We start from the raw sequence: 26,548 nt of genomic DNA on the forward strand, positions 1-26,548 counted from the left end.
TTTCACTTCTCCTTTACTCTACTTCGAAAAATCCCATCCAGCCTAATTCAGCAAATTCGCTAACATGGGCATGGAACATGTATTTCCCTTTATAAGGGAACCTGACTTCGATTATGCCGCGTTCTCCCTGACATTGCATGATCGTATCGGTGAATTGAGAGGGATTATCATTTCTTCCTGTCGGATAATAGGTAAAATAGTTGGCATGAAGATGGAAAGAATTGATTAAATCAAATTCCGTAAAATTGCTAAGATAAATACGAATCAGCTGATCTTTTTTTACTTTGATGGGATGATTCATGAAAGCGAAGGCATAACCGTTAACAGTATAAAAGTCGTTTTCACCGTCCAAATCCAAATCGAATCCATTCATTACCATGTTCAACTCCAATGCGGGCTCCCTTGGTGTTTTTGGATCGATAATGAAGTTCCCATATAACCCTTTGTGAATATGACGGGCAAGAGGCAGTACATGACAATGATATAGTTGCAGCCCATAGGGGTTGGCCTCAAATTCATAAGTAAAGCTTTGTCCTGGAGCGATAGGAGTAATTCCGTCCATTTCCGGCGGATGAATACCATGAAAATGAATCGAGTGAGGATGACTCCCTTTATTCGTGAAGTGAAAACGAAGCAAGTCTCCTTCCGTACAACGAAACGTAGGTCCTGGAATCGTTCCATTATAAGTCCAACCTGGAAATTTAATGCCTTTTGCGATTTCAATTTCTTTGTCAATGGCAACGACTGTGTATTCGCGAAGTGTCTGTCCATTTGGCAAAGTACTTACTTTTCCATAATCAAATTCAGTTAGTAGCCTTTCTGCCATTTGGTATCCGGCAGTCTTGGTACTATCATGTATCATCTGATGATCATGATTTGCATTACCGTGATTTTTATGATTTGTTTGCGCTTGAACAGAGGGAGTCAAAGGTGGGAACATATTTAGAAAATAACTCCCTGCCAATCCAAAGACGCCAGCAGATCCCAACTTTAATATATCCCGTCTAGAAATTTGGTTTTTCTCAGACATGTTTAACAACCCCCAAAAAGTTTCCTTAATGCAAAAATATGTTTCTTGTCTAAAATTTATTCCCTAAATCAATTTTTGTCAATGTTTATTTTTTGATTCTGTTACATAATAGAAAGGTGCAAGCCAGTGAAAAATGCCTAAGAAGTAAAGTACTGGATATGAATGTTATTATGACATCTGTTGCTGTTGGCACAGCTTCAAACCAAAGAACTTCGTTGCAAAAATTCCAGAAATGACAACAAGCAGTCCTCACAAGAGGGCTGCTTGTTGTATTTTGGGTTACTCATAATAAGAATTCATGCTCAGATCGTATGCATACGATATGCAAAGTAGATGAAACCTTTAAATAGAAAACGAATCTTATGTTATAATCATGCAATATACACAAAAATACCAATAACAAAAAAATTAGTTATCCAGGAGGTGGATACCTTAGTTCGCTCAACTAAGGTGATTGATTGGTCATATTTGATTTAGTCATGGTTGTGATTTTAATCGCTCTTACAGGTTTCTTCGTAGCAACAGAGTTTGCCATTATTAAAGTACGCAGTAGCCGAATTGATCAGCTTGTATCTGAAGGACGACGCGGAGCATTGGCTGCCAAAAAAGTAACGTCTAACTTGGACGAGTATTTATCGGCATGTCAGTTAGGGATTACTGTCACTGCCCTCGGTCTTGGGTGGCTGGGTGAACCAACAGTAGCTCATATACTGGAGCCGGTTTTTAAAAGTTGGAACTTTTCAGAAACAGTTGCAAATACGATTTCATTTATTATAGCTTTCTCACTCGTTACGTTCTTACACGTTGTAGTCGGTGAGTTGGCGCCAAAAACCGTTGCGATTCAGAAAGCGGAACAATTGACCTTAGTGTTTGCAGGTCCAATCATTCTGTTTTATAAGATTGCGTACCCCTTCATTTGGGCGTTAAACGGTTCTGCTCGTCTAGTGACAGGTCTATTCGGTATGAAACCAGCTTCTAAACATGAGATAGCACACTCTGAGGAAGAGCTTCGGTTCATCTTATCAGAAAGTTATGAGAGCGGAGAGATTAACCAGACAGAGTATAAATATGTTGAGAATATATTTGAATTTGATAACCGTGTTGCCAAAGAAATTATGGTACCAAGAACAGAAATTGTTGGTTTGTATACAGAGGATACTTTCGAAGTGCAAATGGATATTATTATAAAAGAAAAGTATACCCGTTATCCCGTATTTGGGGAAGATAAAGATGATATTATTGGGATGGTTAACGTCAAAGACTTATTTATCCGTTACCTGAGTGGGGAGAGCGATAAAATACAGTCTATCGAGTCCTACACTCGTCCTGTTATTGAAGTGATGGAAACGATACCTATTCATGACTTGCTATTGCAAATGCAGAAAAAACGGATTCCATTGGCTGTTTTATACGATGAATACGGTGGTACTGCTGGAATTGTAACACTTGAAGATATTTTAGAGGAAATTGTCGGTGAAATTCGAGATGAATATGATGAGGATGAACGCTCTCCGATTCAACATATAAATGAAAATCATAAAATTGTTGATGGGAAAGTATTAATCCATGAAATCAATGATTTATTGGGTCTAGAGATACATGAAGAAGATGTAGATACCATAGGTGGTTGGATGTTAACCCAGAATCATGATATTCGAGAAGGAGAGTCCATTCAATTCAACCATTATAAATTCAAAGTTTTATCTAAAAGTGACCACCAAATTAAAAACGTGGAGATTAAAAAAGTAGATAAAATAGAAAACAACTCACATTTCGCACTTTAGTAAGGGAATGAATCACCTTTTTCATCCTTTGTCCCAAAAGATGTTCTTACATAATACAAGCAGTCGTGATGTTTTTCATCTTGTTTGCCACAGCTTAGATATATGAGATTACAGATACATTTCTTCTGTACACCCAAAGCTCATAGAACACGGCGCTGCTCATTGTTAACGGCTGACCAAGCTACTAATGTCTATTTTATCTGGCGGGATGAAAACTATAACCTGACGTACTGAAACAGCTGGCGGTCGGACGCTTAATTTTCTGACTGCCAGCTCCTTAAATTACAGATCCTTGAGAAAGGATACGTTCATTCCTATACAAATCCGTCCCTTGTGAATAAGCATCTATCCAATTCAATTTTAATGTTCATGTGTCCAAATGACTGATTCTCCTGTGGAAGGACAGCTTGGGAATTTCTCTCCCTTCTGAAGAACCACATGTTCACCATCTGCATCTACATAATGACCTGATTCCATAACAGTTTCCCCAGTTCTATGGGAATGGCTTGCATGGGTCCAAGTTGTAGCGTGTCCAGTGGATGGACAATCTGGAAAAGTCTCCCCTTGTTTAAGTTCCTTTTTTTCTCCTGTTGCACAAATATAGGTACCAGCTTCTGATACAGTTTCTCCTGTGTGATGATGGTCAGTGAAGTGAGACATAATCAATTCCTCCTTTTTATTTTTCTTACAACAGATAGTCTCTCACTGACAACTAAGAATATTCTTTTTACTTCCTTTACACACCTCTCCTTTCCGCGAAGGCTGTTTTGGTGTTACAACCTAGGTATAGGTTTGAATCATCGTGCTCTATCTTCTTCCTCAACGGTGTGGTTGAGTGACATACATGATAGAGAACTCCTTAATGACAGTGGCGAGATCGTTCGAGATTTGCACCCGATTCCCTGTTCCCTCTTGTTTTCACAAGGGCACCTAGTTTGCTTACAATATGATGTTGTAACTGGATTACACTAATAATTCTCAAAATTTGAAACTGAATTTTACATGTAGAAGCGATTCCTCTTCAGTATCACACTATTTCAGCTATTAGAATAAATTAGGTGTTGCATAAAAGATGGTTTAGAGAATATTATTTGTATAAGGGAAACTTTCAAAGCGAATTTTTTTACGTTAAAAGTTGGTCTAAGGAAAAACATGTGTATGAAGCAAAAAAAGGAGTTTATGATATCTAGGGGGATTTATGTATGAGTGAGAATATCGTGACAAAAGAACAGCCTTCTATTAACAACACAACAATTCAATCTGCACAAGCGGCTCTAAGCGGAAAAAGTCAAGGAATGAAAAGACTACTTCCTTTTCTAGGACCGGCGTTTATTGCAGCAATTGCTTATATTGATCCAGGAAACTTTGCAACTAATATTGCTGGAGGGTCAAAATATGGATATCTACTTTTATGGGTAGTGCTTGTTTCTAATTTAATGGCTATTTTAATTCAATCCATGTCAGCAAAATTAGGGATTGCAACTGGTAAAAACCTGCCTGAAGTCGCTCGGGAGCAATTTCCGAAACCAGTTTCGATTGGACTATGGATTCAAGCTGAACTGGTCGTCATGGCTACAGATCTCGCAGAGTTTATCGGTGCATCTTTAGGGTTATACTTACTCTTCGGCATTCCTTTACTTCCCGCGGCGTTAATTGCTGCAATAGGCTCTTTTGCTATCCTTGAACTCCAACGCCGAGGGTTTCGTTCGCTTGAAGCAGGGATTGCTGGCCTACTTTTCATTGTTGTACTGGCATTCATTACGCAACTCTTTTTTGCCAAGCCAGAAATCAGTCCAATATTAAACGGGTTCTTTGTACCTCAATTTAAAGGAGTAGACAGTATTTTACTTGCAGCAGGTATTCTCGGTGCAACGGTGATGCCGCATGCGATTTATCTTCATTCTGCTCTAACGCAACAAAGAGTAGTTGGCAAAACGGAGGAAGATCGACGAAAGATTTTTCGTTTTGAATTTATCGATATTTTAATCGCTATGTTCATTGCAGGAGCTATAAATGCTAGTATGCTGATTGTAGCCGCTGCACTTTTCTTTAAAAATGGCTTAAACGTTCAAGATTTGGATGTTGCTTTTCAGGAATTCGGTAATTTAGTTGGTCCTGTCTCAGCCATTCTCTTTGGTATTAGTCTTCTGGCTTCCGGTTTATCTAGTTCATCGGTGGGGACAATGTCCGGTGATATTATTATGCAAGGTTTTATTAAAAGACGAATTCCTCTGTATCTCAGACGATTCATTACGATGATGCCTCCACTTGTCATCATTGCTCTTGGCGTCAATCCGACACATGCACTCGTCATGAGTCAAGTGGTACTGTCATTCGGGATTGCATTCGCCTTAATTCCTTTAATAATGTTTACCAGTGATCGTCGTTTGATGGGCAGTTTAGTGAATCGTCAGATCACAACCATTCTTGCATGGTGTGTGGCAGCGTTAATTATAGCATTAAATATATTTCTTCTGTTTCAAACATTCTTCAGTTGATAAAACCGAAGCAAATTACTATACATGTCATAAAAAAAACGATTCCCTGCACACATGCTAAGGAATCGTTTTTTATCTTCATACGGAACAAACAATATGAATTTGACTATTTTACCTCTATCGTAAATGGCTTGTGGTCGTGTATTTCCCCTTTTTTTACATGGACTTGAACCTGATAGGCGCCTTTCACTGCGAAGGTTTTTTTCGTCGTATATTCTCCTGCATTTCCTTCAGTAGCATCAATAAATTCACGTTTTTCTTGCCCTTCTTGCCATACTTCAAATGTAATAGCAGCTTCTGTTAACGGTTGGTTTTGATTTTTAATCATTGCTGATAAAGTAACTTCTTTGTTTACTGTAATTGCTTCATTTGTATGAAATTCAATAGATACTTGACCTTCGTGATTGTCGTCATCACTTTGTGTTTTGTTTTCTTCAACGGTTTTTTCCGCATTTCCTACAAGGATGTCTTTCTGTGGCATAGTATGTAAATCCCCTACTTGGGTATGGGCTATAACAGAATACGTTCCATCTTCCAAAAAGGTCTTTTTAATGGAATATACTCCTTTTCCCTCGTGCTTTGCCACTATCATCTCATGTTGCTCTTGCCCTGCCTTCCAGATTTCAAATTTTACCTCATCAGCATCCTCTACTTGTTTACCGCCTTGTGTCACAACTGCTTGAATAGACACTTCCGTATTGACATTGATGGTTTCCGGGGTTTGAATGGAGACCTCTACGGGCTTAGGAACTTCATTTGTACGTTCTGTTTGTTCCTCCTCTTTCCCTTTTGCACAACCAGCTATGACAAAAAATAAGCATAAAAGTAAAAGTATGTATTTTCTCATCATTTTCCCTCTTTCTCCTAATGTTTTTATGAATTGTAGATAATTCACAATACCTTCATAAACTAAATTTGTATTATATAATTAAATTGTGTTGAAATTGCGAAGAATTTCAAAACTTTTATGAACAAAGAGTGTGTAATAGAAAACATCCTGTCCGTCCGTTTTATGTATATTCAGCACAACAAAGGCATCCGGAAGGATACCTTTATGAACTCTTTCGTATAACGTAATTCTCTTACCTGATTTCCGATTTTTCTAAACTGTCTATACCTGCTGCACATAATGCACCTTTGATAAGCGGAAGCAAATATTCAGCATCACGCCCGACACCGCAAATAAGCGCCGATCCTCTTTGATGCTGCCAAGGTAAACCAATAAAGAATAACCCTTTCACAGGGCTGATACCTCTGTAATGAAGAGGTTTCCCCATCTCATCTAACGCTCCTTGTATCTCCAACCATCCGTAGTCTGGAACAAAGCCCGTTGACCAGATGATATTTTTCACGTCCATGTTGCTACCATCTTGAAAAATGGTTCTGCCTTCCTCTACATACACTACTCGCGGTTTCACTCGTACTCTCCCATTTCGAATCAAATTTCTAAACTCGAAACCAAAGATGCGATCCCCTTGCTTGCGGAACCAAGAACCCCGTTTTGTCTCTGTCCCTGCGTATAAAAAACCTAATGTCTCAAGCCAAGAGAAGATACTCCTTCCAAAGAAGTGCAAGGGGAAGAATTTGAGTGGGTGACTAACTGCGATGCTTACCTCTCGTTCCATCGCAAGTTCCGCTGCAATTTGTGTTCCCGAATTTCCTCCCCCTACGACCAACACAGGCCCCTCTGGAATCTGCTTTGGCGAGGTATACGCCGAAGAATGGATTTGAAACACATCCTTCGGGTATTGTCGTGATGCAGGTGGTAGAAATGGAGCCTGAAAGGCACCGGAAGCTATTACGACTTGTTTACTGTACAGTATTCCTCTGTTAGTGATTACTTCAAAACCGGTATCGGTTTTCTTTACCTTTTGTACATAGGTACGCAGCTGTATCGGCAGGGAAAAATGATTTGCGTATATTTCTAAATAGTCAGCTATCTCATCTTTTGAAGGAAACGCCTCCTGATTGCCTTCAAATGTTAGGCCCGGCAATGCACTATATGATTTTGGCGTAAACAGGATCAAAGAATCATATCGCTTTCGCCAACTATCCCCAATCCGTTCTGCTGCATCCAATAACGAGAACGAAATGTCTTGCTGTTTTAAAAAATACCCCATACTCAGCCCGGCTTGCCCCGCACCAATAATGATGACATCTAACATATTCCTCTCTCTTCCCCTTTGTAAAACTAATTCCCTTACGTATCACAATGATCTTCATTATGACAATGTTCTGTATCTTCTATTTGAATCGTCACATGTTCAATATGAAACTGTTCTCGAATCCGCTTTGTTGCTTCTCCAAGGACACGTTGCGTATTTATTCCTGGTTCTACTGTAATATGACATGTAAGAGTCGGAAAATCAGATGTGACCGCCCATACATGTAAATCATGAACATTCCGCACAGATGGAATGGTTGCTAGAGAATTTCGAATCTCTTCTAGATTGACATTGCGCGGTTTTCCCTCCATCAGGATATGTAATGTGTCCTTTGTCACTCTCCAACCACTTACGATTACGAGAATAGATACGAGGATACTAGCGATGGGGTCCGCAACCTCCCATCCGAAGAATAAAATAAGCAATGCCGCAACAATCGCTCCGACTGAACCTAACAAATCCCCTAATACGTGCAGAAGGGCGCTACGCAGATTGAGATTTTCACTCGTATCTCCCCGCATTAGGATGAAAGCAGCTCCGATGTTTATCAACAATCCTACAATTCCAATAGTCAACATACCAGTTCCAGCCACCTCCACAGGTTCTTGGAATCGCCGAATAGCTTCAACCAATATGTAAATGGAGATAATGACTAAAGTGATGCCATTAAATAAAGCTGCTAGTATCTCTATCCGTTTATATCCATATGTTTTCTCCACAGTTGGGCGTTTCTCTCCTATCTTGAACGCAAGCAAGCTTAACCCAAGAGAGACAGCGTCGCTTAACATATGACCAGCATCCGAAAGAAGTGCCAAACTGTTTGTCAGGTATCCTCCTACGGCTTCTGCCAACATAAAACCCGTGGTAAGCAAGAACGCCAAAAGCAATGCTTTCTTATTGGCATTATGGGTGTGTGTATGACCGTGACCATGATCGTGACCGTGGTTATGAGAATGTCCCATGTTCTCTCTCCTTTACGTAATATCAATGAGTATCTTGCCTAGTATTTTCCCGATGAAAATCATTTATGTTTTATACAATGGAGGGCAGCATATCCGTTTCCTCATCATTCCTTGGTAAAGAAAAAGCCAACCATACTGTATGACTTCACTAAGATGGTTGGCTTTCGTATTGTTACGTTCAATCTACCTTCAGTACACGCATGGCATTCAGAACAGCGAGTAACGTCACTCCCACATCAGAAAATACCGCTTCCCACATGGTTGCAATGCCGAATGCACCGAGCAATAAGAAGATACTTTTGACTCCTAGTGCAAATATGATATTTTGATACACAATGCGTCGTGTACGCTTCGCAATGCCGATTGCCGTTGCAATTTTAGACGGTTCATCTGTCATGATGACAATATCAGCCGCTTCAATAGCCGCATCTGATCCAAGACCACCCATTGCCATACCAATATCAGCACGTGCTAATACAGGTGTATCATTAATACCATCTCCGACGAATACGAGCTTTTCTTTCTTGAGTTTCTTACCATCGAGTTTCTCTACCTCTTCCACCTTTTGCTGTGGTAATAACTCCGCGTATATTTCATCTAAACCAAGTTGTTTTCCCACTGCTTCTCCAACAGGCTTTGCATCTCCCGTTAACATTACCGTCTTTTTCACACCAAGCTCTTTCAAAGCTGAGATGGCTTGTGCTGCATCTTCCTTCACTTCATCTGAAATCACAATATAACCTGCATAGCTCCCATTTACAGCCACATGAACCATAGTGCCAATTTCTGTTGGTACAGTAAACTGAATGTCATATCGATTCATTAACTTAGCGTTTCCTGCCAAAACCTCTTCTCCATTTACACTTACCAACGTACCGTGTCCGGAGATTTCCTCGTAACTTTGAATAGCTGTTTCGTCAATGTCTTGACTGTATGCCTTACGGATGGAAACAGCAATCGGATGACTAGAATGCACTTCTGCAAATGCCGCATACTGTAACAATGCTTCTTCTGTCATGCCTGCTGCTGGACGTACTGCAGTGACATCAAATACTCCTTTTGTCAGCGTTCCAGTTTTATCGAATACCACATACTTCACATCGTTCAATGCTTCTAGGTAGTTACTGCCTTTTACCAAAATACCACGTTTGGATGCACCGCCAATTCCTCCGAAAAATCCGAGCGGAATGGATACGACTAGAGCACAAGGACAAGAAATAACCAAGAATACCAATGCACGATATATCCAATCCGAAAACGTCGCTCCGCTTAGGAATAATGGCGGAAGAAACGCTAATGCTGCGGCAGTAATAACGACAAACGGTGTATAGTACCGTGCGAACTTTGTAATGAAGTTCTCTGTCGGCGCTTTGCGGCTACTTGCATTTTGTACGAGGTCTAAAATTTTCGAGACAGTAGATTCTCCAAATTCCTTTGTAACCTCTACAGTTAAAATTCCGCTCTTATTGATAAAACCACTTAGCACCTCACTACCTGTTTCTACTTCGCGCGGCACAGATTCACCGGTCAAAGCAGATGTATCCATCATAGAGACACCTTCCAGCACCTTTCCATCTAAAGGTACCTTTTCTCCAGGTTTAATGAGAATAATGTCTCCTATCCGAACATCCTCTGGAGAAACTTGCTTTGTTTCGTTCCCAACTCGTAAGTTTGCGTAATCTGGCCGTATATCCATCAGTGCAGTGATGGATTTTCTGGATCTGTTGACTGCTAAACTTTGGAATAGTTCTCCAATTTGGTAGAATAGCATAACAGCCACACCTTCTGAATATTCACCGATAGCGAATGCTCCGAGTGTCGCAATAGCCATGAGGAAATTCTCATCAAACACTTGACCTCGTGCAATATTCTTAATTGCTCGAGCAACAATTTCGCCTCCAATGAGAATGTACGCTACTACAAATAAAGAAAAGTCGAACGGAAATGCTAATGGAGCAAAAGCAGCAATACCTGTTAATATACCACCGATAGAAATTCGTAAGATCTTACTGCGCATTTCTGCTTTCCCATGATCCTCATGCGGCATACCTTTTGCAAGGCTATCTTCTTTTATTACTTCTACATCTGGCTCTAACCGGTTTACAATTTGTGTTGCTTGTTCAACAATGCTTGGTAGCTGTTTGTCATCTTCCACTTCAATAATAAGCTTCTTCGATACAAAATCTAACGTACTGGTTGTAACCCCAGATAATTCCCCTGTTTGTTTTTCTATTTTTGCTGCACAATTGGCGCAATCTAACCCTTGCAGTACTAACACTTGCTTGCGAGAAGGTGCCTTTCCTGTAGTCTTTTCTTTCACCTGAACGTGTGGCTCTAACTTTTTCACAAGCTGTTTGGCTTCTTGCACTACTTCCTCTTCCTTGCCTTGTTGCGTTTCTACCGTTAAGGTCTTTGTCACAAAGTTCACGGAACAAGACGATACGCCCTCCAACCCCTTGACACCAGTCTCAATCTTCAGGGCACAATTCGCGCAATCTAGCCCATCTAAGACAAACTCCCGCTTTACTGCCGGTTCCCCCATACAATTCTCTCCCTTTATTTAATTCCGATCTTCATTCACATGCTGAAATGCTTGATCAAATATATGCTTGACATGGTGATCAGCCAAAGAATAATAGACCACTTTGCCTTCTTTACGATTTTTGACGAGCTTTGCTTGCTTTAGAACGCGTAGCTGATGTGAGATAGATGACTGCGTCATCCCTAGCACGTAGGCCAAGTCACATACACACATCTCAGTTTCAAATAACACTTGCAGGATACGCGTTCTTGTGCGGTCTCCCAGTACCTTAAACAACTCTGCAACGTCTGTTAGCGATTCGTCTTGGCGAAGCGTTTGTTGCACCTGTTCGACAACATCATAATGGATAACGGGTTGACTACATGTCTCACTACAACTCTCTAACTTTTCTTCTGCCATAAGTTTTTTCCCTCACAATCCTGGAACATATGAACAACCATTCAAGTATTCATGTATTTATCCCCATTATATGCACGTGTATTCATATGTGTCAATCAATCTTCACATTATATTCTGAATTTTGCACGAAAATTTTGTTACAATATTGCTGAAATTATAACCAAGAAGGGAGAATCTTATGAAACATCGCCGCACACTTTTAATTATCGGTACGATTTGTTTATCATTACTGCTAACAGCCTGCGGAAACAAAATTGAAGATCCACTCAATTGGAAGTTGCAGAGTTTTTCCTACACAGACCAAAATGAAAAAACATTTGGACTGAATGATTTAAAGGGTAAGGTTTGGGTTGCCGATTTTATTTTCACAAGCTGCGAAACAGTTTGTCCGCCGATGACTGCCAATATGACAAGATTACAACAACAATTAAAGGGAGAAGGGATTACAGATGTGGAGTTTGTATCCTTTAGTGTAGATCCGACAGTAGATACACCTGCTAAATTGAAAGAGTTTATGGGCAATTATGATTTGGATGATTCTAAATGGCATTTTCTCACTGGTTATAAGCAGGAAGAAATTAATGAATTCGCCTCTAAAAATTTCAAAACATTAGTAGACAAGCCAGTATCCACTACGCAAGTGATACATGGTACAAGCTTGTATCTTGTTGACAAGAATGGAACTATAATGAAGAGTTACCCTGCAGTCCAGAATCCACCATACGAACAGATTATGAAAGACATTAAGGCCCTTCGCTAGATATTAGCTTAAACAATATGTATGAGAGATTCCGTTTGCAGATGTCAGTTATCGGAGAACTAAAAATTGGTTGTCTGTTACCATACAATCTATACAACAGAAAGCATTGGGACGTCCATTTGATGAAGAAGGAGATTATATGAATCGGTATAGAAAAAAGGGGGAAAACTCATGGCTAAACCTTATATTATTTGTCGCCCTTACCTCTCTTCTGATGAAGGTATTTGTATTCTCCCCATTCAATGTAAAAGGAGCGTCTATGCAGCCAACCTTACAGAATCAAGATCATCTCCTTATGAATAAAGCAATTTTATACTTTTTTCCTGTCAAACGTGGGGATATTATCATTATCAAGAAACCTGATGAGTCGAGGTATTACGTAAAAAGAGTAATTGGCTTGGCTGGTGATACAATTAAAATGATAGACGGCACCCTGTACGTCAATGGAGAAAAGCAGCAAGAACCATATTTAGATTCAAACTTATTAAAAACACATAAACAATCCCTGTGGTTGCGAGAAGTCGCTGTTCCACAGGGTAAAGTGTTTGTAATGGGAGATAATCGGTTGAACAGTCTCGATAGCCGAAATGGTCTCGGTTATATTGATTCTTCGTATATTGTAGGGATAGCAGAGGGAATCTACTTCCCATTTAACCGAATAAAGCATCTATAGAAGGATATGTACCTGTTCGTCATAAATGAGTCATAGTAGACAGCGCTCTGGAAAGCGTTGTTCCTTCCTAATAGGCCCAGTTCCGGCGTTGCTGCGATGAGGGGCAAAGTAAGCAATAGAATAGCCAATTTTAGATGTATCACAAGGGATTTGAACTAAATATTGTTACAAAATAATTATGTGCCAGTATTTTATTACACTGCATCTGTTGTATTGTAGCGGCAAATAGAATGCAAATTGGTACTGTATCTAAACAGATCGCTTTTGTTACACTCAATCAGATAAATACCTAATGAAATCAAGGGTTTAATATGATTCCGATTTCTTATTGCGGTTCATAGCAGCTTCGCTGGTATTAGGCCTATTAAAGAGGCTACGAAAATAGGTTACAAAAGAGGAGCTCAAGGCGTATTAAAAGAATTTGGACCTCATGCTGGAAGAGCTTTGAGAAATCGCGATGGTTCCATCATGAAGACTTTTAATGCAGTTAACAGAGCAATTAAGAAAATGTAAGTAACAAGCCTAATGTATCTATTAGGCTTGTTTTTAATTGTAAAGGGCAGTTTTCGCTGATAATTAGGCGAAGGGAGGTGATCTTGTGGAACTTAAGTTAGTCGATAGTTCTAGAACTCCAAGTGCAGGATATGGCGCTGGTAGTGGAGAGATAATACGAGAAGAATATCAGTGCCCTTGCGGTAATGGAGAGGTAATTTACGAAAAAGATGATATTCCTGGTTTTAAGGATACAAGCATTTGGTGTACCTGCAAAGAATGTAATGAAAAGTATGAATTCGGAAGAGGTACGGCAAAAGAAAAAAGCAATGTGTAAATAAAATTAAAGCATCCTTTCGAGGGTGCTTTTTATTATGCATAATTCCTTTTTCACTTGAGTTTTGACAGTAAAAACACGAGCGAGACGGAGGCCGGGCGCGTTTACACGAAACACCCGCCTTTTCTGTAATAATCCGTGTATGGTCCGCCTTTTCCGTACCGAAATGTACAACCTGTGCCATTCACCCCAAGCACCCGCAATTTGTATTAATTCTCATGTCTTACTTAGGTTTAGACACTTAGATTGTTGACCTCTTTCTGATCATTAATCAATGAGTGGCAATGCTTACATTTAATCGCATCAGCTTTAATACGTTCCGCACAATTGGGACATTTTTGATACATGGTTTTTCTATAATCAATCAGAAAAACTAGAATCAACATAGGAAAATTATAAAGGAGGACCTCTCCCCAGGAATTAAACACTGCTGATAAAACGGTAGTTAAAACAATAGCTAAACTGAATGCTGTAATCACGGCTTTTCTTTTAATAAGTTTGTACCTTGTTACAAACTTTAGGACAATCAAAATTACATTGTAAACAATAAACGCATAAATAAATGCTCCAACATAACTGGCTAGCAAATCCAAAAACATTGTAAACCTCCCTTTCATGAATTATTAGCAAGTAAACTTTTAAACTGGTATACAAATACAAATTTACCACACTTTCAAACAAAAATATTTAGCAAATTCAATATTCAAGAGTAATGGAATGATTTTTTCTTATAATGCAAAATGACAAGAAGAAGTCCTTGCCATTTGTTTGTACAATTAATTATTCTTTAAGCGATAATTGGGGTAAGTCTGAGATAAGTCCAAAAACAGCATGGTAGATGTAAATTAATGTGTTCAGAAAGATAAGGTTATTAGTATTAATTTGACCAAACTTTATTTTAAAGCAACACAAAAAACGTTCGTTTAATGTAATGTTTGACGATACACTTAAAATCTATGAATTTCAGCATTTGTTTTTACATTAACTTATACATTAATCTATTTACATTAACTAACGTTTGCTGGAACTGAAAGTTCCAGCAGCCTGCATAAATTTTGTATATCCTTGGCGTGTAATATCTGTATTTTATCATCATGGTTATCCGTTAGTACTAACACCCACATTAGAGAGGTTGTTAAAATTCTTCCTGTTGCCACACTAATGCTGCATTATTTTTCCGTTCTATATTCTTATTTAGGTAGCCTAGTGTCGTTTTTAACATGGAATGGCCTAGTGTTTGTCTAATGTACTCTATATTAGCTCCGTTATCCAATGAATGATTCGCAAAGAAGTGGCGAAACCAGTGTGGAGTGATGTCACTTGGCTTGGTTTCTAAAAAGGGCAGTTCAGTCTCCTTGATAATCTTTTTTACATAACGACTTAGATAGGTGTAATCATAAAACTCCTGGCTTCTAGTAGAAATAAGAGGAGTCTCATCCAAACGGTTTAGTTCAGTTGGTAATCTTCGTCTTTTTCTACAATCTTTAAGAGCTTCTAATACATAAGGGAAAATAAGCGCATCCCTATGCTTTTCATTCTTCCCCGTACTCGATAAAAAGTAATGTCCTGTCGATGAATCATAGAAGAGTTCTGACCATTTGGCCTTACATACTTCCTGAATCCGCAGCCCTGTAGTGGCTAACAAGGTCAGAATTGCGTAGTTAATCGGATGGTTTTTCTCTTTCCAATACTCCAACAGCGTTTTTACCTCCTCGTATGTTAAATCCCGATTCGGTGTATGCTTTTGCTTCACGGCTGAACTCACAAAATAAGAATGCAACGGTGTCTGTAGATATCCCTCTTTATGTAACCAGCGTAAAAAACTTCGAATGACAATACTCTTTCTTGCAATGGTTGCTGGCTTATAACCAGCCTGTTCCGGCATCCACTCTGTTTGATACATTTCAATATGTCGCGGTTCAAGAAATTGAAGATAATTTCCTGTTTGTTCTTGAGAAGCTTCTCCATGGTCAGAGGAAGCCAGATATTGTAGCCAATGTGTATAAAACTGAAAGATATCTCGTATATAATCCTTCACAGTTGTTTCTGATAACGTTTCGTTTTTATCTACATGTTTCTGTCTATGTACAAAGTAATAGATCATTTCTACATCGGTAAATCCATCAAACCGATGTTTTTTATCTTCTTCATTCCCATACATAATGGATTGTAATACAGGTAAGTATTGATCATGGATCATTTCTTCTTTTACTTTTTCATTCTGTATCATGTGTAAGGTATCTATTGTAGATAATGCTTGTTTTATGAGTGAGGACCCACTTGTATTTCTTTTTATCAATTCCAATATCATCAACTCCATTCTATAAGATACGGATTACATCATACTATCTGTATTCAATTTCTCTAACTCATACTATTATACCTTGAATCAAAATACTGGTACATCATGAGATATTCAAATAATAACCCATTATTTGCACTCCTCATAGACATAACGTTCCTATCATTTTTGTTATAATATCATTCGTTCTTTCCTTTCTTATAAATAAACTTATACTTTCAGTTTATTTGATGATATGTGAATGAATTGTAGTATAATAGATATAGATGAGTAGAATGAATACTCTAAGAGTAAAAGGATATCAGTTGTTATGTTTTGGTTTTGTATTGTTAGATGATAGATTCATATACATAAAAATCATTCATGCCTTTGTGTTATTGATAATGAACAGTAGAAATAAGAAACCGAATTTTATAAGATGACAGCATAGATGGTGTGAAAAGAGAAGGAGAAGATGACAATGGAGACAAACACACAAGAAACACTCAACCAAGACATTTCCACAAAGGAGATGGCAAGGCTTCTACACATTTCAGAGCAAACGATTTACAGCTTAGTGAAAAGGAAAGAGATTGTACCCATTAATAAGAATGACTGGACCATTGATGGGACCTATTACTTTTCACCGGAGACCGTAGAAAAGGTGAAGGAGATGTACCGGAAACCAGGTCTCACGAACAAGGATGTGGCGGAAATGCTCGGGGTATCCTTATCAACCGCACAAAAGTTGATTAAAACAGGGAAAATTCCTTCGTTTACGGCGTTTTACTTAGGGAAACAGATCTCTTTTGTACGAGAAGAAGATCTCATCGATTATATGGAAAATCATCAGTTTGAAAGTAAAACGCCAATCTATCATAAAGAGACGAATACGTTCTTGTATCAGTCTTTTGTACATGCGACTACAAAAGAAATCGCAAGAATTATAGAAATTACACCAGATGGAACAGTTTGGGCAAAGACGGAAAGAGGAACGATCTTACAGTTGGATGAGTTACTAGAACAAGGATATGCGACATCCGTTGAACTAAAAGCAATGAAAGCCATCAACAAAAGAGGATATGCCAAGTTTGTGTTCGTAAAACCGAGTCAGCTGAGTTCCCCCATTTATAAGGTACTTGAACAATTATTTCTGTTTGTTGGTCCTTATAATATGAAGGTAAAGGAACGGGAGGACGCAACGATTGAGGTGTTCGTAAAACCTTTCTTGCTTCCATTTAATAAGGAAGGGCATGATGTGGAAATCAATCTGCTTCAACACAATATAATAGAAGGAACTGTATCTGTTCGTCATCGAGGAGTTATGGTAGATAGTGATTTGGAAACGATTCACACTGTTGTTCCTTCTAGTGTAAAGGAAAAAGTGGCTCAACTAGTTAGGGATGAAGACCTTACCATTGAAGATTTCGTGAAATATTGTATTGAAAAAGAACTAAAGGCTAGAGGAATTCTGTAATATTTTTGTTCATATGAAACATCACTATGTTAACTACCCCCGGAAATACAAAAAGATACTGATGCGTATCCGAATTATATTATGCCCAACATTTACTTTAAATGAATACTCATGAGTTTGAACACATCAGTATATACCTAAAATGCAGATATTATATTATTCTTTATCCATCGAACTAAAGCTTTATATCCTAGGCATGATAGGGATACCGTATGCTAAATAATAGGCTGGCTAAGAATAAGAAAAGCTGCCCGTTTACACGGCAGCTTCTATCTGAAAATTTTCGGTAAAAATATGGTTCCATTTCCAATACTTTTTATCCGATTATCAATTTATCTTGAAGTGAATATTGTATGTCTTTAGAAGTAGGATAACTAATAGGACACTTTTGAAATTTTGAATTATCGAAATCCATGTGCGGGTAATAGTGATTAAAAATAAAACATAAAAATGTATTAAAACAAATAGGTTTGACCGTATTCATTCTTGATTTCGGGTGTTGTGTATGAATATGAGCTTTCGGATGATCTTCTGTATCATTGTCTGCATCAAAATCAATTCTAATAGGTGACCGCATTCTATAATTTTCTTTATCCGCTAAGAGAAGATTTACTAATTCAAATGCCGTGAATTCTTCTTCATATTCATACTCTATTTGTACAGGACAAGGCCACCATAGTAAGTTCTGAGAAACAAGCTTGTTAAATTTATAGGTAAACGAAACCCGTAAAATGGAATAGTCATACATCAGAGCATGATAGGCTCCATGCTCTAGAATAGTTAAGTATTGACTTAATTGAAGAAAAGCATTGCTACTAACTTCTCTCCCTCCTACATGATTAAGCCATGATATTCTTGTCGTTTCTTTTTCTTTATTTACATCGATTTTAGAAGGGTTATAAAATTTTACCAAATTAAGATTCGTAAGCTGTTGAAGGGAGTTGTCGATTTGTTCCTGCATAGCTAAAATACTTTGATTAATCTTCTGTTTCATCATTTGTCTTCATTTTCACAGTATTAATTAAGGTTTGGAGTTGCGGTAAGATACTTGGATCGACTTCCCCTTTTTCAACCATTTCTATTAAATCTGAAATACTAGATGCAGCCTTAGATATCTTTTTCTTTTCTTCCTCTGTTCTATCTCGATGTATCAGCCTCATTCTGTCCAGTTCATCTATTGTAGGAACCTTAAAGTCTAATGTGTAATTTTTACTAATACATGTTTCTACCTCTTTAGCAATAATATTCATTTGAGGACCAACACCACAGACTTTTACCCATGCTCTTGAACGGGTTATTGCTGTAAATAAAGTGTTACGTAATCTTATCATCTCTGTACCGACTGCACAGTGTTCAGAGTTAACTATATATACTTTAGGAGCTTCATTACCTTTGGCTCTATAAATACTTGAGCATGTTACTGTATCTTCCAATCTGAAAGTATCTCGGTCAGTAGTTACACCAGCCAAAATCGAATTAATATTTTTAGACGCTAAAAACGGCCTGAATTCCATATACTCACTTTTTGAGTAATAAGCTTCTGGAAAAATAACCAAAATATCATCCGGGTCAAGTTCTTCCTCTGAAATATCTTTCTCTATTTGCTCTGCTACCCATCTATATTGTTCAAGTACATTATTAAATGTTTTTACTTCTATTGCTTCTTCTGCACTAATTAGTTCGTCAAAATAACTTGGTGATGAACTATCTTTTCTCTTCAGCACAACATTTTTATCATAATCCAAATCGCCGGAAACCTTACGATATCCAATGTCATCCCATAAATCTAAGTCTTTAAATAGCTGCACTAAACCACCGTTTCTATATATCCCAAATCCTAGAGCGTGAGCTAATGTTAATGTCCAGCGAGAGTTGCGATAACAAATTGGTAGAACGATATCCTGCTGAGCTTCATTCTTAGCGCTATTCAGATTGATAAGTGGGTTACCGTGTTCATCGACTCCAAAAAGCTCTTTTACATCTGGCATACTTAGATTGCTTAAATTTTGCAACTCATCGTAGGCAAATACTATTCGTTTAGGTTCTTTAGTGACATTGTAACAAATTTTAAAGAAACTAATTGGCATATCTTGTGCTTCATCAATTAATATAGCATCATAAATAGACGGGTAGTCTGTAGGGATATTATACAATAATTCTTTACACATCCCTTCGAACGCATCATTCCTTCCATATTTAGACATAGCTGCATTAAAAGTCATTGGGGTTATATTGAGAGACCTTGCTGTAAGAGAATATATTCCTGGCTCATCATCTGTACCCCAAGCGTGCAAAATGTGTAACTTTTTAAAGTTAGGTTTATGCCCTAAATATTCAAATGAAAAGTTAGTAATCATGTCTCTAAATTGTTGTCCTAGCGCCCTAGTATAGAAGGTCACGGCGATATTCCATTCTGGGTGCTGCGCGTGTAAATAAGCCGCTTTTAGAGCTAATACTACTGTTTTTCCAGAACCTGCAAGCCCTCTTACTCTCTGAGGTCCTTCAGGAACCTCAAAAGCGGCCTTTTTTTGCCACTGATCTAAATTTGCTATTTCTTTTTCAATAATTTTAATTTTAGTCCCTAGAGAATTTGGTTTAGACACATTTTCCCTGTCTTTTTTAGGTTTCATTGTAGAGACTTTTTGCAATGCTTCACCAAGTCTACTATATAAAGCTTTGTCAAAGGGAGGAAGTTCCTCTAGTACGCTTTCTAGATTGTTTGGATTAGCTAAGAGATATTCTGTTCCATTCACTACTTTTTCGATGTCATAAGTTTCTTGGGTAGGAAAGAATGTAATTACATTTGGTTCAAAGGCTAATGTTCGTCCTCTTCTCAATGAATTATATTGTGTTAGAGTATTCTGCAATTGATAAAACATCTTATCCTGATCATCATATATATCAGCTGCTGTCCCTCTTGAAAATACAAATGCAACTAATCCAAATTCTTCAGTTATTAATAATCCATCTACTGTAATAACCTTTTGGTCCGCCGCTTTTAGCAAATAACCTAAGAACAATGTACCTTCTAAACTTCCATCCTTAAATGCTGTGAGCTTTTCAATTAATAATTCTGTGGCATGAACATTCTTAACAATACCACGTACAATATCTAATTTCATACAAAAACCCCTTTCAACTTTATATAGTTTAATTAAGGAAGCATCTTAGTAATAGTTTATTTTTTAGTAATTAATCTAAAACATAGCTCTATATCCTAAAGAATTCGCTCTCCTCTACAATATTTCCCTCATTAGGTATAAATCTAATCCTGTTTTTTTGGATTTAGTCGATGTCTTCCTTTCCTCTTCCCGTAATTGTAATCAAAAACGTGTGTTTTTTAAACAAATTTATTATAGCGAAACACTAATCACGATTGAAGAGATAAGGACTAACTGTAATGTTTAGCCCTTCAGTATGTGTTCGAGAAGTATTTAAATAACAGTGAAATGGACAAAACTCTCCAGACTTACTAATTCATTTCTCTTTAAAGCTACGGCTGCACCCGCTCTTTTTCAACGGCCGGAGGGGGGGAATTGTTTTAAAACACGGATATTATCTACTAATACAATTTCTGAAAGTTAAAACTCTGATTTCCTTATGTTAAGTAGGAAACCAAAGGTATGTTTCGTTTTCTGACAGTTATTTTCAATTTAATTGAGTTTTATAGGTTTTTAACTCTTAGATCTGTAAGTGTATACGGAACCGCTAGTTATAACTGAACCATTTGATTCATCACAATATGGGCAGTTTATTTCTTCACGAACTTTACCTCCAGGAACTTGCATATCAGTCACTTTGTAAAGAAAGTCTTCACCACATTTTTTACAAGTTGCTTCATCCATAAAAATATCCTCCTTGTACTGTATTTATGCCAATAGGATTAGTTTAATCTAAATATTACCACAAAACAGAATCTATCCTTCGTTTCCAAAGTCCGAATTATGTCAAGGAGTTGTAGAAATACAGATCTTTTTGACGTTAGTACTCCTATAAATGTTTCTTGAGCACGCTCAAATACTTTCCTGACTGTAAAATTTCTCCTCAACATTCTTTATTTGTTTCATACTTGATTTTGTATTCTATATCCTTATTTAGTAAGATTAGCAACTTTGATTAGAGTATCTCTCGTTCTAACAAGTCATGACATCTAATGGAGAAAAATTTAAAATACATGGGTAATAAACAAATAAAAGTTTACTTTTTTATAACTATCAGGCAATTCACTTGACAAAATTTAAATAAAAGGTAAAAATATTCATAGAATATATTAATGGAACTTGGGAGAGTGAATCTGTTGAATCCTATCATTGAAAAAGAATTTGCATTAAATGAACAAATCTATGATCTACTTTTAAATGGAATCAAGAATGGTTTGAAAGACTTTTATGATCAAAAAGATCAGGAAAAATGGCCATTCATAAATTATCCAACAGCAAAGATTTCTTTCCCATACATTAGAATCGTTTGTATTAATAATGCTATTGATAAACTTGTGAGACAAAACCCCTCTCTTGGGATAACAACAGAAGTAAAAAAAGTGGGATCTTATGAATATATTCTGTTGACTCTTGAAAAAGAAAATATAAAAATTACAATTAGTTCCGTTGATAAACTGGGGGATTTACCGGAAGTGAGTGAGTATCGGGCTGATTTATCTGCTGGAAATGACCGTTTTGACCCACAACAAACATTATTTGAAGTTGATTTCGATGAATCTCTACCAAAATCAATGGTTGTTACTTACAACGGGAAAAAAGGACCTATTCCAGAGTTTGTTTATCTCGGTGCCACTACGTCCGAACAGGATACATGGATATACTCAATGAACTTATCAGCAAGAGTAAATAAAACAGCGCTAGAAGAACAAAAGGACGCTCCAGCCACATCCAACTTAGGAATTCTAAAACCATCTGTTAAACTGAAAGTTAATGTACAGAAAAAAGATAATGTTATTCCTTTAACAATAAAAAAGGATGCACTGAAAAAGGATCGTGAGGAAGATACAAAATAGTCCTTTTGTTCTTTTTGATAAAAGGGGTTTAAAGGATGAGTATATTGAATAAGGAGTTAAATACATTTAACCCTAGAAGATTAAAAGAAGCTCGATTAGCTCGTGGAATGACCATTACTGAATTAGCTAAAAAAGCTCATGTGACTAAGCAAGCTATTTCACAATTTGAACTAGGTCAAGCAGTACCCAAGGCAGAAACATTGATGTATATTATCCATTCATTGGATTTTCCTAAAATGTATTTTTATGGACATAATGAAGAAGACGCTGCCGGTAATACATTTTTCAGGGCCTCTTCAAGTACTTCCCAAAAATTAAAAGAAATGCAGCGGATAAGAGTAAAATGGCTATCGCAAATCCATTCTTACTTAGAAAGTTTCATTGAATTTCCAGAACTAAATCTTCCGGATACATCTATGTTTGAGGATAAAGAATGGGATAATAAAACTATAGAAGAACTTGCTATTATAACTCGAAATTATTGGGAACTAGGAGATACACCTATATCTGATATGGTTCATCTTCTTGAACTAAATGGAGTTGTTGTATCATCTCTTGATATTCATAACAATAAAATAGATGCTTTTTCTCAAAGAAGAGAAAAGCGGACGATTGTTGTATTAGGTAATGATAAGGGCTCTGCTGCAAGAAGGAACTTTGACTGCGCTCATGAATTAGGTCATCTTTTAATGCATCATCATATCATTGATGATCAAGAACAGCTAACTAAGGAAGAATTTAAAAAGATGGAAGCACAGGCAGATCGGTTTGCTTCAACTTTTCTATTGCCTGCAGATACTTTTATCAAAACAGTTGTAGGGACCAGATTAGAGGATTTTAAAGACCTAAAAAAATATTGGAAAGTTTCTATGCAAGCTATGATAAGAAGATGTTATGATTTAGGCTACTTAAGTGAAAATCAGTATATATATCTTAATAAACAAATGTCGGCTAGAAAGATGCGAACAAAAGAGCCTTTGGATGATATAATCAAAGTACCCTCACCGACAGTTTTAAATAAGGCTTTTGAGTTAATTTTAGATAATAAAATTAAGACAGAAGAAGATATATTACAAGAACTACTGCTACCTCAAACGGATGTTGAATTATTAGCAAATCTAGGGATAGGGAGACTTAATCCTAGAAGCAATGTTAACGAACAAGTAATTAATTTGAGTTTTAAAGCGGAAAGAACAAAGAACTCTATATAATTAAAAAACCAAAGGATATCGTGCTTTTAGTAGCTTTTGAGTTACTTATAAGCGGATATCCTCTTTTTGATTTACTAAATGGTTCAGTTCCAGTATCGGTGCGTGAGGATTTCGTGAAATATTGCATTGAAAAAGAATTAGAGTGTTTGTGGCAAAAAAAATGGTTCTTTCCAAAGTTGGTTGAAATTCTAACAATTTGTCCATATGTTCCTATTATTTAAGTGAGGGATGGTGCTGTAAAGTGGATGATGTGGTGAAACTGTTAGATGAAAACCTTAGATATATCTCACATGAAATTCTAGAAGATACACTATTTATTCGGGTTGCCTCGGAGAAGTTGTCATTAACATGCCATTCCTGTAATGCACCTTCTGCTAATTCTCGCTATGAAAGAACGTTGTATATGTGATCCATAACTGCAAAATGTTCTGTCATAATGTGCAATGCTATCGCAAAACATTTGCTGAACCATTTTTATTTTTACCCTATAAAGCGAAAAAATCCACTCGCTTGGAACAAGAAATCATGAAAGTCGCTCAAAATGTCAGTTCGCTTACAGCTAAAAAGATATTGAACTGTGGTATTGCGAAGGTTGGAAAAAGCACCATTTGCAATCTACTAAAAAAAACAATCGAAATGGTTCTGGTGCAAATACTTCAGAAGAGCTATAGAGAGGCGAAAAGGTTTCCTAATGGAACTATTTTATGCTAAAAGGCCGAATATTTGATGAATTAGGTTCACTTGATTTTGGACAGACTTCTTCCCTTGGAGAGTTTGTCCTTTTTTCATCATATGCATCGCTTCTATACCACTCAGTATGTAAGTAGCAGTATGAAATGATTTCAATCCTAACATAGAACGAACATGTTTCTTGATAAAACGATGATCTTGTTCCACGATATTGTTTAAATATTTCTTTTGTCTGAGTTGCGTACCTGATGGCATGCTTTTTTCCTTCCTTAATTCTTCAATTGCTATAGGATAAGCTGGATTTTTATCCACTGTTATGACACGCGGCTTTGAAATATGAAAAGACCGCAAAGCTTTCTTGAAAAAGCTCTTTGCAGCCTTAGGATCTCTGGTTTTACCTAAATAAAAATCAATCGTCTTTCCTTCTGAATCAACAGCACGATATAGGTACATCCATTGACCTTTGACTTTCACATACGTCTCATCGACTCGCCAAGAATCATTGGTTGGCTTAAGATGACGCCGTACTTGCTTATCTAATTCAGGACTATACTGATGAACCCAGCGCATGATGGTTGTATGAGTAATAGATAGGCCGCGTTCTTCCATCATTTCGACTAAATCACGAAAACTGAGGTTGTACCGTAGGTACCATCTCACGGTCACTAAAATAATCTCAGGTTGATAATGCTTCCACCAGAACAAAAAAAAGAATGGTAATTTAATCCTGTGTTTTGTTTAATTAAAAGTACCTACTATCAAAACAGGTGCAAGAAAGGGGGGGCAGGGAATTATTGGACTTGTTGGAATCTTTAAACGAAAAAGAAGATCAAATTAGCAGTGTCCTGAAAATGTTAGGCGGGAGTATGAATATGGGGGAGGAAAATGTTTAGAGCACGTAAAGAATTTTGATTTTGCTCAGCGAAATCTTTATATTAAAGATGTTCAAGATGGGATTGATGTTGGAGGTATTAATTTAAAGGAAAACAAGAGTTATCTTTGTGAATCAGCTGTTCATCTAACCACTGGCCTTTTTTATATTAAATAGTGGAAAATGAATTACATAGGCAAGCCAGTTGAAAAATTTAGTGACGATATAGAGTATGCAGAAAAGTGCTTTTCAACGCTTGACAAACATTATATGCTTTGGTCTTCAGTTGCTAAAGACAATAAATGGTCAAATTCACCATGTTAATGTGGTGTGTAATTGTATATACCCAAAAAACAATACCGAGATGGATTTCATTATTAATGAAAATACATAGAATATTTGAGTGAGATTCGGAGGTATACAAGGGTTATCCCTAAGGAATGGAAATCTCCTATAATGAGATTATCTTAAATTGGGAGGGATATCTTGCTTCTCGTAGAAAGTAACTAATCGATTCGGAGTTTTATAGTAGATAACCATTAAAGAATTATTAAAAGTATAAAAGGGGACTGTTGATTGTGTGAATAATGGTGAATGGACTGATTACTTTAAAGGAGGAGACTGATTTGGAATCTGGAAAAAAACCTAATGAATGGATTGTAGATAATAAATGGGAATTTAGGAATGTAGATTCGATTGCAATCCCGGATGATGGATTTAGACCGGTTCACGCAATTGGATCAGCCGTATTTCATCCAGAATATAATGGAAAGGATAGTGTACCAGAGGTTAATAGGCGTTATTTCCTTCGTCGTACCTGGAATGCGAATCTTCCAATTCTAACTACATTTATGATGAACCCGAGTGCTGCTAGTGAACTTACTAGTGATGATACGGTTGATTTTATGATGTTATATGCCAAACACCATGGTTATGGAACACTGTTAGTCGTAAATACAAGTCCAGTGATAAAAGGTAGTAATACAATTGAAAATGATTTTCCAGCTGACAAAAATAATTGGTTTTATATCGAACATGCCCTTAATAATGCAAATGAGGTAGTTCTTGATTGGGGAAAGAATGGGCAAAAATATGGGATCCCCATTTTAAAATCAAATTATCCGTTAGCTGAACTGTTGGAAACACATCATGACAAGCTCAGGGTGTTTGGTTATGGTAAGGAGAACACTAATCGACTATTCCCCAAACATCCCCATCCACAAAGGGTAGAACAAAGATTTCCATTGAACCATGTGTTGCTAGAGGTGACAGTCGAAAAGCGAATTGCAATGTTACGCGAAAATGTGTTCTCTCCATACGATTTCAAATTTCACAATTAGTGTAAAAAATAAAAATGAGGTG

Annotated in this window: 22 protein-coding genes and 1 riboswitch; of the genes, 9 read left to right on the forward strand and 13 right to left on the reverse strand. The window is 37.2% G+C overall.

Annotation, left to right across the window (positions count from 1 at the left end):
* Positions 1-13: 13 nt before the first annotated feature.
* Positions 14-1,030 carry a multicopper oxidase domain-containing protein gene (locus AC6HZ4_RS04780; RefSeq protein ID WP_497493870.1) on the reverse strand — a complete coding sequence of 339 codons (1,017 nt, stop codon included), beginning with the start codon at positions 1,028-1,030 and terminating at the stop codon, positions 14-16.
* 458 nt (positions 1,031-1,488) lie between these two features.
* Between AC6HZ4_RS04780 and AC6HZ4_RS04785 the strand changes: the two genes are divergently transcribed.
* On the forward strand, positions 1,489-2,814 hold the full coding sequence (locus AC6HZ4_RS04785; protein WP_497493871.1) for a hemolysin family protein: 1,326 nt from the start codon (positions 1,489-1,491) through the stop codon (positions 2,812-2,814).
* A 360-nt stretch (positions 2,815-3,174) separates the two neighbouring features.
* Here the strand turns inward: AC6HZ4_RS04785 and AC6HZ4_RS04790 are convergent, their stop codons facing one another.
* The gene (locus AC6HZ4_RS04790) at positions 3,175-3,474 is read right to left on the reverse strand and encodes a hypothetical protein (RefSeq protein WP_497493872.1); all 300 of its coding nucleotides are present in this window, start codon (positions 3,472-3,474) and stop codon (positions 3,175-3,177) included.
* 106 nt (positions 3,475-3,580) lie between these two features.
* Positions 3,581-3,763: riboswitch (cobalamin riboswitch) on the reverse strand.
* A gap of 253 nt (positions 3,764-4,016) precedes the next feature.
* On the opposite strand from AC6HZ4_RS04790, the gene AC6HZ4_RS04795 reads away from it, so the two are divergent.
* A complete protein-coding gene (locus AC6HZ4_RS04795; RefSeq protein ID WP_497493873.1) occupies positions 4,017-5,312 on the forward strand; it encodes an Nramp family divalent metal transporter in 1,296 nt (431 codons plus the stop codon).
* Positions 5,313-5,418: 106 nt separating this feature from the next.
* On the opposite strand, the gene AC6HZ4_RS04800 is transcribed toward AC6HZ4_RS04795, so the two are convergent.
* The 5 genes from AC6HZ4_RS04800 to AC6HZ4_RS04820 all read right to left on the reverse strand — a co-directional run bounded on the left by AC6HZ4_RS04800 (position 5,419) and on the right by AC6HZ4_RS04820 (position 11,380).
* The gene (locus tag AC6HZ4_RS04800; protein ID WP_497493874.1) at positions 5,419-6,162 is read right to left on the reverse strand and encodes a FixH family protein; all 744 of its coding nucleotides are present in this window, start codon (positions 6,160-6,162) and stop codon (positions 5,419-5,421) included.
* A 232-nt stretch (positions 6,163-6,394) separates the two neighbouring features.
* Positions 6,395-7,477, reverse strand: a complete 1,083-nt coding sequence (locus AC6HZ4_RS04805; protein ID WP_497493875.1) for a flavin-containing monooxygenase — start codon at positions 7,475-7,477, stop codon at positions 6,395-6,397.
* Between the two features lie 35 nt (positions 7,478-7,512).
* Entirely contained in the window at positions 7,513-8,439 is a 927-nt protein-coding gene (locus AC6HZ4_RS04810) for a cation diffusion facilitator family transporter (RefSeq protein WP_497493876.1), read from the reverse strand.
* 178 nt (positions 8,440-8,617) lie between these two features.
* Positions 8,618-10,981, reverse strand: a complete 2,364-nt coding sequence (locus tag AC6HZ4_RS04815; RefSeq protein ID WP_497493877.1) for a heavy metal translocating P-type ATPase — start codon at positions 10,979-10,981, stop codon at positions 8,618-8,620.
* An 18-nt stretch (positions 10,982-10,999) separates the two neighbouring features.
* On the reverse strand, positions 11,000-11,380 hold the full coding sequence (locus tag AC6HZ4_RS04820) for an ArsR/SmtB family transcription factor (RefSeq protein ID WP_497493878.1): 381 nt from the start codon (positions 11,378-11,380) through the stop codon (positions 11,000-11,002).
* Positions 11,381-11,558: 178 nt separating this feature from the next.
* Between AC6HZ4_RS04820 and AC6HZ4_RS04825 the strand changes: the two genes are divergently transcribed.
* The 3 genes from AC6HZ4_RS04825 (at position 11,559) to AC6HZ4_RS04835 (ending at position 13,642) form a co-directional block, all read left to right on the forward strand.
* Positions 11,559-12,140, forward strand: coding sequence for an SCO family protein (locus AC6HZ4_RS04825; RefSeq protein WP_497493879.1), 582 nt, complete (start codon positions 11,559-11,561; stop codon positions 12,138-12,140).
* 139 nt (positions 12,141-12,279) lie between these two features.
* Positions 12,280-12,813 (forward strand): signal peptidase I, encoded by a 534-nt coding sequence (gene lepB, locus AC6HZ4_RS04830; protein WP_497493880.1) that lies wholly within the window; start codon positions 12,280-12,282, stop codon positions 12,811-12,813.
* Positions 12,814-13,411: 598 nt separating this feature from the next.
* The gene (locus tag AC6HZ4_RS04835; protein ID WP_497493881.1) at positions 13,412-13,642 is read left to right on the forward strand and encodes a hypothetical protein; all 231 of its coding nucleotides are present in this window, start codon (positions 13,412-13,414) and stop codon (positions 13,640-13,642) included.
* 233 nt (positions 13,643-13,875) lie between these two features.
* On the opposite strand, the gene AC6HZ4_RS04840 is transcribed toward AC6HZ4_RS04835, so the two are convergent.
* Entirely contained in the window at positions 13,876-14,241 is a 366-nt protein-coding gene (locus tag AC6HZ4_RS04840; RefSeq protein WP_497493882.1) for a zinc ribbon domain-containing protein, read from the reverse strand.
* Positions 14,242-14,777: 536 nt separating this feature from the next.
* Positions 14,778-15,947, reverse strand: a complete 1,170-nt coding sequence (locus tag AC6HZ4_RS04845; protein WP_497493883.1) for a tyrosine-type recombinase/integrase — start codon at positions 15,945-15,947, stop codon at positions 14,778-14,780.
* Between the two features lie 457 nt (positions 15,948-16,404).
* Between AC6HZ4_RS04845 and AC6HZ4_RS04850 the strand changes: the two genes are divergently transcribed.
* Complete coding sequence (locus tag AC6HZ4_RS04850; RefSeq protein WP_497493884.1) at positions 16,405-17,400, forward strand: helix-turn-helix domain-containing protein; 996 nt, start codon at positions 16,405-16,407, stop codon at positions 17,398-17,400.
* Positions 17,401-17,716: 316 nt separating this feature from the next.
* On the opposite strand, the gene AC6HZ4_RS04855 is transcribed toward AC6HZ4_RS04850, so the two are convergent.
* From AC6HZ4_RS04855 to AC6HZ4_RS04865, 3 genes are all read right to left on the reverse strand, one after another.
* Positions 17,717-18,397 (reverse strand): DUF2290 domain-containing protein, encoded by a 681-nt coding sequence (locus AC6HZ4_RS04855; RefSeq protein WP_497493885.1) that lies wholly within the window; start codon positions 18,395-18,397, stop codon positions 17,717-17,719.
* Positions 18,378-20,522 (reverse strand): DEAD/DEAH box helicase, encoded by a 2,145-nt coding sequence (locus tag AC6HZ4_RS04860; protein ID WP_497493886.1) that lies wholly within the window; start codon positions 20,520-20,522, stop codon positions 18,378-18,380. The genes AC6HZ4_RS04855 and AC6HZ4_RS04860 overlap by 20 nt, the downstream gene beginning before the upstream one ends.
* A gap of 552 nt (positions 20,523-21,074) precedes the next feature.
* A complete protein-coding gene (locus tag AC6HZ4_RS04865; protein WP_497493887.1) occupies positions 21,075-21,245 on the reverse strand; it encodes a hypothetical protein in 171 nt (56 codons plus the stop codon).
* Between the two features lie 452 nt (positions 21,246-21,697).
* On the opposite strand from AC6HZ4_RS04865, the gene AC6HZ4_RS04870 reads away from it, so the two are divergent.
* Together AC6HZ4_RS04870 and AC6HZ4_RS04875 are read left to right on the forward strand one after the other, a co-directional pair.
* Positions 21,698-22,414, forward strand: a complete 717-nt coding sequence (locus AC6HZ4_RS04870; protein WP_497493888.1) for a hypothetical protein — start codon at positions 21,698-21,700, stop codon at positions 22,412-22,414.
* Between the two features lie 35 nt (positions 22,415-22,449).
* Positions 22,450-23,625, forward strand: a complete 1,176-nt coding sequence (locus AC6HZ4_RS04875) for a helix-turn-helix domain-containing protein (RefSeq protein ID WP_497493889.1) — start codon at positions 22,450-22,452, stop codon at positions 23,623-23,625.
* 702 nt (positions 23,626-24,327) lie between these two features.
* On the opposite strand, the gene AC6HZ4_RS04880 is transcribed toward AC6HZ4_RS04875, so the two are convergent.
* Positions 24,328-25,041, reverse strand: a complete 714-nt coding sequence (locus AC6HZ4_RS04880; protein ID WP_497495601.1) for an IS6 family transposase — start codon at positions 25,039-25,041, stop codon at positions 24,328-24,330.
* A gap of 771 nt (positions 25,042-25,812) precedes the next feature.
* Between AC6HZ4_RS04880 and AC6HZ4_RS04885 the strand changes: the two genes are divergently transcribed.
* On the forward strand, positions 25,813-26,526 hold the full coding sequence (locus tag AC6HZ4_RS04885; protein ID WP_497493890.1) for a DUF1643 domain-containing protein: 714 nt from the start codon (positions 25,813-25,815) through the stop codon (positions 26,524-26,526).
* The last annotated feature ends 22 nt before the right edge of the window (positions 26,527-26,548 follow it).

This window comes from Ectobacillus sp. OTK, assembly GCF_059698935.1.

Bases quoted from the DNA above. Each gene is read 5' to 3' on its own strand.
- AC6HZ4_RS04780 (WP_497493870.1), bottom strand. From the start codon at position 1,030: ATGTCTGAGAAAAACCAAATTTCTAGACGGGATATATTAAAGTTGGGA.
- AC6HZ4_RS04790 (WP_497493872.1), bottom strand. From the start codon at position 3,474: ATGTCTCACTTCACTGACCATCATCACACAGGAGAAACTGTATCAGAA.
- AC6HZ4_RS04795 (WP_497493873.1), top strand. From the start codon at position 4,017: ATGAGTGAGAATATCGTGACAAAAGAACAGCCTTCTATTAACAACACA.
- AC6HZ4_RS04800 (WP_497493874.1), bottom strand. From the start codon at position 6,162: ATGATGAGAAAATACATACTTTTACTTTTATGCTTATTTTTTGTCATA.
- AC6HZ4_RS04805 (WP_497493875.1), bottom strand. From the start codon at position 7,477: ATGTTAGATGTCATCATTATTGGTGCGGGGCAAGCCGGGCTGAGTATG.
- AC6HZ4_RS04810 (WP_497493876.1), bottom strand. From the start codon at position 8,439: ATGGGACATTCTCATAACCACGGTCACGATCATGGTCACGGTCATACA.
- AC6HZ4_RS04815 (WP_497493877.1), bottom strand. From the start codon at position 10,981: ATGGGGGAACCGGCAGTAAAGCGGGAGTTTGTCTTAGATGGGCTAGAT.
- AC6HZ4_RS04820 (WP_497493878.1), bottom strand. From the start codon at position 11,380: ATGGCAGAAGAAAAGTTAGAGAGTTGTAGTGAGACATGTAGTCAACCC.
- AC6HZ4_RS04825 (WP_497493879.1), top strand. From the start codon at position 11,559: ATGAAACATCGCCGCACACTTTTAATTATCGGTACGATTTGTTTATCA.
- lepB (WP_497493880.1), top strand. From the start codon at position 12,280: ATGAATCGGTATAGAAAAAAGGGGGAAAACTCATGGCTAAACCTTATA.
- AC6HZ4_RS04840 (WP_497493882.1), bottom strand. From the start codon at position 14,241: ATGTTTTTGGATTTGCTAGCCAGTTATGTTGGAGCATTTATTTATGCG.
- AC6HZ4_RS04850 (WP_497493884.1), top strand. From the start codon at position 16,405: ATGGAGACAAACACACAAGAAACACTCAACCAAGACATTTCCACAAAG.
- AC6HZ4_RS04855 (WP_497493885.1), bottom strand. From the start codon at position 18,397: ATGATGAAACAGAAGATTAATCAAAGTATTTTAGCTATGCAGGAACAA.
- AC6HZ4_RS04860 (WP_497493886.1), bottom strand. From the start codon at position 20,522: ATGAAATTAGATATTGTACGTGGTATTGTTAAGAATGTTCATGCCACA.
- AC6HZ4_RS04865 (WP_497493887.1), bottom strand. From the start codon at position 21,245: ATGGATGAAGCAACTTGTAAAAAATGTGGTGAAGACTTTCTTTACAAA.
- AC6HZ4_RS04875 (WP_497493889.1), top strand. From the start codon at position 22,450: ATGAGTATATTGAATAAGGAGTTAAATACATTTAACCCTAGAAGATTA.